The sequence below is a fragment of the Stenotrophomonas sp. AB1(2024) genome, assembly GCF_037482345.1.
Classification (GTDB): Bacteria; Pseudomonadota; Gammaproteobacteria; order Xanthomonadales; family Xanthomonadaceae; genus Stenotrophomonas.
On sequence record NZ_JBBHKO020000001.1, the window covers coordinates 1,901,467 to 1,907,500 of the forward strand.

Consider the following 6,034-nt stretch of genomic DNA (forward strand, 5'->3'; position numbering starts at 1 on the left):
GCCATGCCGCCCCGATCAGCGCCGGTCGCGATCGTGCTCGTTCTGCGACGTCGTGGTCGAGTCCGGTGGACGCGACTCATCGCTCAGGTGCGCGGTCGGCTTGTCCTCGTCGCGCATGCCCTTCTTGAATTCCTTGACGGCACTGCCAAGGTCCTTGGCGCCGCTGGTCAGCTTCTTGGTGCCGAACACCAGCAGAACGATGACCAGTACCACCACCCAATGCCACAAGCTCATACTGCCCATGATGTGTTGCTCGCATTACCGGTAACAAGGGGTTGAGCATAGCGCACCGCCGGGAGGGCGGCGCGCGTGACGAAAGTCAGTTGCCGTCCAGTGATTCGGTGCGGACTTCACCTTCACCCACCGGCTGGAAGCCCTGCTGCGGCGCCGGCTGTGCCGGTACCGCCTGCAGCGGCGCGGTAGTGGCGCCGGCATTGGCCTGTTCAGCCACGGCGGGCGCGGCCTGCGGCGGCGGGCTTGGCGCACGGGGGGCAGGCGCATTGCCGGCGGTGCCGCGCTTTTCGCGGGCCGAATAGGTGGCTTCTTCCAGGCGATCGCGGAAGGCCACCACGTCCATCGACGGCGCCTCGCCCATGCGGCCCTCGAACACCATGCGCGGCGTGGTGTTGCTGCCGTAGGCGTCCAGATTGGCCTCATCGTCGATCTGCAGCACCGCGCCATCCAGCGCCACGCCGGCGAACAGGCCTCGCGCACGCGACCACGACCAGATCTCGGCCTTCAGCTGGCCGTCGGTGGCGGCAGCGGCATTACGGCCCACGGGACCGGCAGCGACGCCGGCATCGGCACCCAGGGTGAACTTGCCGTTGACGAGGTTGTCCAGGCTGCGGTCGTTGCGGAACACCAGCACCACGTCCGAGGACTGCACGCCGGCCTGGAAGCCGATGCTGCCGCCGGTGAGTTTCATGAACACCGGGTTGGACCAGCTGCCATCGGCATTTTTCACCGACATCAGGCCATGGCCACGACGGCCGCCGATCACCAGACCTGCCTTGATCGTGTCGGGAATGACGACGATCGCGCGGCCTTCGTCCAGCAACTTATCCGGAATGCCCTGCTCGGGTATATTCTGGATGTCATTCAGCACGCGCACCGCATTGCGGGCGCGCTGGTCCTCCTCCGGCCCGGCCATCGCCTGGGTCGACAGCAGGCTGGCGGAGATCAGCAGTACAAGGCTCAAACGGCGCATGGGTGCTCCAGAAAAGGGGAATCGAAAGAGAACCGATTCAAAAACGGCGATATCGATCTGCCGGGGAAAACCGGCAGGTATCGACCGTTGGTCGATACGCTCTCCCCGAAATTAGTGGGGTTCCAATGAATCCGCAATGAGTATGTGCTCCCCGTCGCGCAGACCTGCGAGAATGATGCCCATGCTCGACGCACCCGACACCGCCGTGCTGGCGGTCAATCTAGGCACACCCGAGACGCCCACTGCCCCAGCGGTCCGGCGCTACCTGGCCGAATTCCTCAGCGACCCGCGCGTGGTCGCGATCCCGTCGCTGTTGTGGAAACCTTTGTTGTATGGGGTGATCCTGCCGCTGCGCAGCGGCCGCTCGGCGGCCAAGTACGCCCAGGTCTGGCTGGCCGAGGGTTCGCCGCTGATGGTGTATACCCGCCGCCTGGCCGAGGCCATGCAGCAGCTGATGCCCAACCTGTGCGTGCGCCACGCCATGCGTTACGGTGCCCCCCCGCTCACCGCCGAGCTGGACCGGCTGGCCGCCGAGGGCATGCGCCGGATCGTGGTGCTGCCGCTGTATCCGCAGTACTCGACCACCACCACCGCCTCCATCGAGGACCAGGTGCGCCACTGGCAGTCCCGCCACCCGGGCGTCACCGTCACCCTGATCCGCGATTACGCCATCGACCCGGACTGGGTTGCCGCGGTGGCCGGCAGCATCGGCCAGTGGTGGGAACAGCACGGCCGCGGCGAGCAGCTGGTGTTTTCCTTCCACGGCATTCCGCAGCGCCTGGCCGACGCCGGCGATCCCTATCCGCAGCGCTGCCAAGCCAGTGCGCAGGCGATCGCGCAGGCGCTCGGCCTGGCCGACGGCGAGTGGCAGCTCACCTACCAGTCGCGCTTCGGCCGCGAGAAGTGGCTGCAGCCGTACGCCGAGCCCACCCTCTGGGCGATGGCCGAGCGCGGCGTCAAGCGGATCGACGTGGTCTGCCCCGGCTTCGCCACCGACTGCCTGGAGACGCTGGAGGAAGTGGCGATGGGGTTCACTGAAACCGTCGCCGCACGTGGCGCGCAGATGCGCTACATCCCCTGTCTCAATGCCGATCCCGCGCACGCTCTGGCGTTGTCGCGGCTGAGCATCGCGGCATTGGCATGACGCTCGAACCGTTTGCACTGCCGGTTGCCGGCACTACCGTTGCCGGCCTGCGTTCGACGGCGGCTGGAGGCACGCGCGTGCTGGCCCTGCACGGCTGGCTCGACAACGCCGCCAGCTTCGTCCCGTTGGCCGCTGCGCTGCCCGGGCTGGAGCTGGTCGCCATCGACCTGCCCGGACACGGCCACAGCGCGCACCCGCCGCCAGGCACGCAGTACAACACGCCCGGCGCGATCTGCCACGTGCTCGACGTGGCCGATGCGCTCGGCTGGGAGCGGTTCACGCTGCTGGGCCATTCGATGGGCGCGGGCATTGCCAGCCTCACCGCCGCCGCAGCGCCCGAACGTGTGGAGCGGTTGATCGCCATCGAGGCACTGGGTGGCCTGCGCGGTCCTGAAGATGAAACCGCGCAGCGCCTGCGTGAGCATGTGCGCGCCGTGCGCGCGTTGCCGTCGAAGAAGCTTCGCGTATTCGCCGATCTGGCCGCGCCGGTGCGCGCACGCATGATGGCCAACCAGCTCAGCGAGCCGTGTGCCCGGCTGCTGGTCGAACGCGGGGTCATGCCGGTGGAGGGCGGTTACAGCTGGTGCAGCGACCAGCGCCTGATGCTGCCTACCGCGATGCGGCTGAGCGAAGCGCAGATCGACGACCTGTTGGCGGCGATCGAATGCCCCACCCAGGTCATCTACGCCACGCCGGCGCAGTCGTACTATCCCGAGCCGCTGCGAAGCCAGCGCATCAAGTTGCTGCGCGACGGCCGCCTGGATGTGTTTCCCGGCACCCATCACCTGCACATGGAGCACCCGGCGCTGGTCGCCGACGTGATCGCACGCTTCATCGCTGGCTGACCCCGGTAGGTGCCGACCGTTGGTCGGCACGCGCCCGCGCGTTCGGGCAAAAGAAAAAACCCCGCTGCGTGAGCAGCGGGGTTTTTGGGGTGTAAACCCTGGCGATGACCTACTCTCGCATGGCTTGAGCCACACTACCATCGGCGCAGCTGCGTTTCACTTCCGAGTTCGGGATGGGATCGGGTGGTTCCACAGCGCTAATTTCACCAGGGAGACGGTTGGAGCGTCGCGATGATCGTGATTTTCCCTTGGGGAAAAAGCACGGCCATACTGCGCCTGCCTCTCATAGTTCTTGTGACGTAGCGTGCACTTGGTATCTATCGACATGTCATGTCGGCCAAGGCAACTTGAGGTTATATGGTCAAGCCACACGGATCATTAGTATCAGTTAGCTCAATACATTGCTGTACTTACACACCTGACCTATCAACCACATAGTCTATATGGTTCCTTCAGGGGGCTTGTGCCCCGGGAGATCTCATCTTGAGGCGCGCTTCCCGCTTAGATGCTTTCAGCGGTTATCGCTTCCGAACATAGCTACCCGGCAATGCCACTGGCGTGACAACCGGAACACCAGAGGTTCGTCCACTCCGGTCCTCTCGTACTAGGAGCAGCCCCTCTCAAATCTCCAACGCCCATGGCAGATAGGGACCGAACTGTCTCACGACGTTCTGAACCCAGCTCGCGTACCACTTTAAATGGCGAACAGCCATACCCTTGGGACCGACTACAGCCCCAGGATGTGATGAGCCGACATCGAGGTGCCAAACACCGCCGTCGATATGAACTCTTGGGCGGTATCAGCCTGTTATCCCCGGAGTACCTTTTATCCGTTGAGCGATGGCCCTTCCATACAGAACCACCGGATCACTAAGTCCTAGTTTCCTACCTGCTTGATCCGTCGATCTTGCAGTCAAGCACGCTTATGCCTTTGCACACAGTGCGCGATGTCCGACCGCGCTGAGCGTACCTTCGAGCTCCTCCGTTACTCTTTAGGAGGAGACCGCCCCAGTCAAACTACCCACCATACACGGTCCCCGACCCAGATAATGGGCCCAGGTTAGAACGTCAAGCACGACAGGGTGGTATTTCAAGGATGGCTCCGCCACAGCTAGCGCCATGGTTTCATAGCCTCCCACCTATCCTACACAGACGAACTCAACGTTCAGTGTAAAGCTATAGTAAAGGTTCACGGGGTCTTTCCGTCTTGCCACGGGAACGCTGCATCTTCACAGCGATTTCAATTTCACTGAGTCTCGGGTGGAGACAGCGCCGCTGTCGTTACGCCATTCGTGCAGGTCGGAACTTACCCGACAAGGAATTTCGCTACCTTAGGACCGTTATAGTTACGGCCGCCGTTTACTGGGGCTTCGATCAAGAGCTTCGCCTTGCGGCTGACCCCATCAATTAACCTTCCAGCACCGGGCAGGCGTCACACCCTATACGTCCACTTTCGTGTTTGCAGAGTGCTGTGTTTTTGATAAACAGTCGCAGCGGCCTGGTTTCTGCGGCCCTCTTCAGCTATAGCTCGCATGAGCCACCAAAAAGGGCGCACCTTCTCCCGAAGTTACGGTGCCATGTTGCCTAGTTCCTTCACCCGAGTTCTCTCAAGCGCCTGAGAATTCTCATCCTACCCACCTGTGTCGGTTTACGGTACGGTCTGCGTAAGCTGAAGCTTAGGAGCTTTTCCTGGAAGCGTGGTATCAGTGACTTTGTCTTAAAGACTCGTCTCGGTGCTCGGTCTTGAAGGATCCCGGATTTGCCAAAGATCCAAACCTACCGCCTTTCCCCCGGACAACCAACGCCGGGTACACCTAACCTTCTCCGTCCCTCCATCGCACTTACGCGAGGTGCAGGAATATTAACCTGCTTCCCATCGACTACGACTTTCGTCCTCGCCTTAGGGGCCGACTCACCCTGCGCCGATTAACGTTGCGCAAGGAAACCTTGGGCTTTCGGCGTGCGGGTTTTTCACCCGCATTATCGTTACTCATGTCAGCATTCGCACTTCCGATACCTCCAGCAGACTTCTCAATCCACCTTCAACGGCTTACGGAACGCTCCTCTACCGCGTACATATAAATATGCACACCCCAAGCTTCGGTTCACTGCTTAGCCCCGTTAAATCTTCCCCGCAGACCGACTCGACCAGTGAGCTATTACGCTTTCTTTAAAGGGTGGCTGCTTCTAAGCCAACCTCCTGGCTGTCTGTGCCTTTCCACATGGTTTTCCACTTAGCAGTGAATTTGGGACCTTAGCTGTGGGTCTGGGTTGTTTCCCTTTTCACGACGGACGTTAGCACCCGCCGTGTGTCTCCCATACAGTCCGTCTCGGTATTCGGAGTTTGCAATGGTTTGGTAAGTCGCGATGACCCCCTAGCCATAACAGTGCTCTACCCCCGAGAGGATACATATGAGGCGCTACCTAAATAGCTTTCGAGGAGAACCAGCTATCTCCGGGTTCGATTAGCTTTTCACTCCTAATCACAGCTCATCCCCGTCTTTTGCAACAGACGTGGGTTCGGGCCTCCAGTACCTGTTACGGCACCTTCACCCTGGCCATGACTAGATCACCCGGTTTCGGGTCTACTGCCCGCGACTATGCGCCCTTATCAGACTCGGTTTCCCTTCGCCTCCCCTATACGGTTAAGCTTGCCACGAACAGTAAGTCGCTGACCCATTATACAAAAGGTACGCAGTCACTCTTTCGAGCTCCTACTGCTTGTACGCACACGGTTTCAGGATCTATTTCACTCCCCTCTCCGGGGTTCTTTTCGCCTTTCCCTCACGGTACTGGTTCACTATCGGTCGGTCAGTAGTATTTAGCCTTGGAGGATGG

The 6,034-nt window shown here is 61.3% G+C and carries 4 protein-coding genes and 2 rRNA genes (1 of these 6 cut by a window edge); 2 read left to right on the plus strand and 4 right to left on the minus strand.

From position 1 onward, the window contains the following. Positions 1-15 precede the first annotated feature (15 nt). Positions 16-243, minus strand: a complete 228-nt coding sequence (tatA, locus tag WIX41_RS08825; protein ID WP_339446709.1) for a Sec-independent protein translocase subunit TatA — start codon at positions 241-243, stop codon at positions 16-18. A gap of 76 nt (positions 244-319) precedes the next feature. After that, complete coding sequence (locus WIX41_RS08830; protein ID WP_339446710.1) at positions 320-1,207, minus strand: lipid-binding SYLF domain-containing protein; 888 nt, start codon at positions 1,205-1,207, stop codon at positions 320-322. Positions 1,208-1,388: 181 nt separating this feature from the next. On the opposite strand from WIX41_RS08830, the gene hemH reads away from it, so the two are divergent. Beyond that, positions 1,389-2,351: a ferrochelatase gene (gene hemH, locus WIX41_RS08835; RefSeq protein ID WP_339446712.1), complete on the plus strand. Its 963-nt coding sequence runs from the start codon at positions 1,389-1,391 to the stop codon at positions 2,349-2,351. Continuing rightward, on the plus strand, positions 2,348-3,196 hold the full coding sequence (locus WIX41_RS08840; RefSeq protein ID WP_339446714.1) for an alpha/beta fold hydrolase: 849 nt from the start codon (positions 2,348-2,350) through the stop codon (positions 3,194-3,196). Before hemH ends, WIX41_RS08840 begins: the two co-directional genes overlap by 4 nt. A gap of 96 nt (positions 3,197-3,292) precedes the next feature. Here the strand turns inward: WIX41_RS08840 and rrf are convergent. Then, a 5S ribosomal RNA gene (gene rrf, locus WIX41_RS08845) occupies positions 3,293-3,407 on the minus strand. Positions 3,408-3,553: 146 nt separating this feature from the next. Continuing rightward, positions 3,554-6,034, minus strand: a 23S ribosomal RNA gene (locus WIX41_RS08850); it runs 398 nt beyond the window's last position.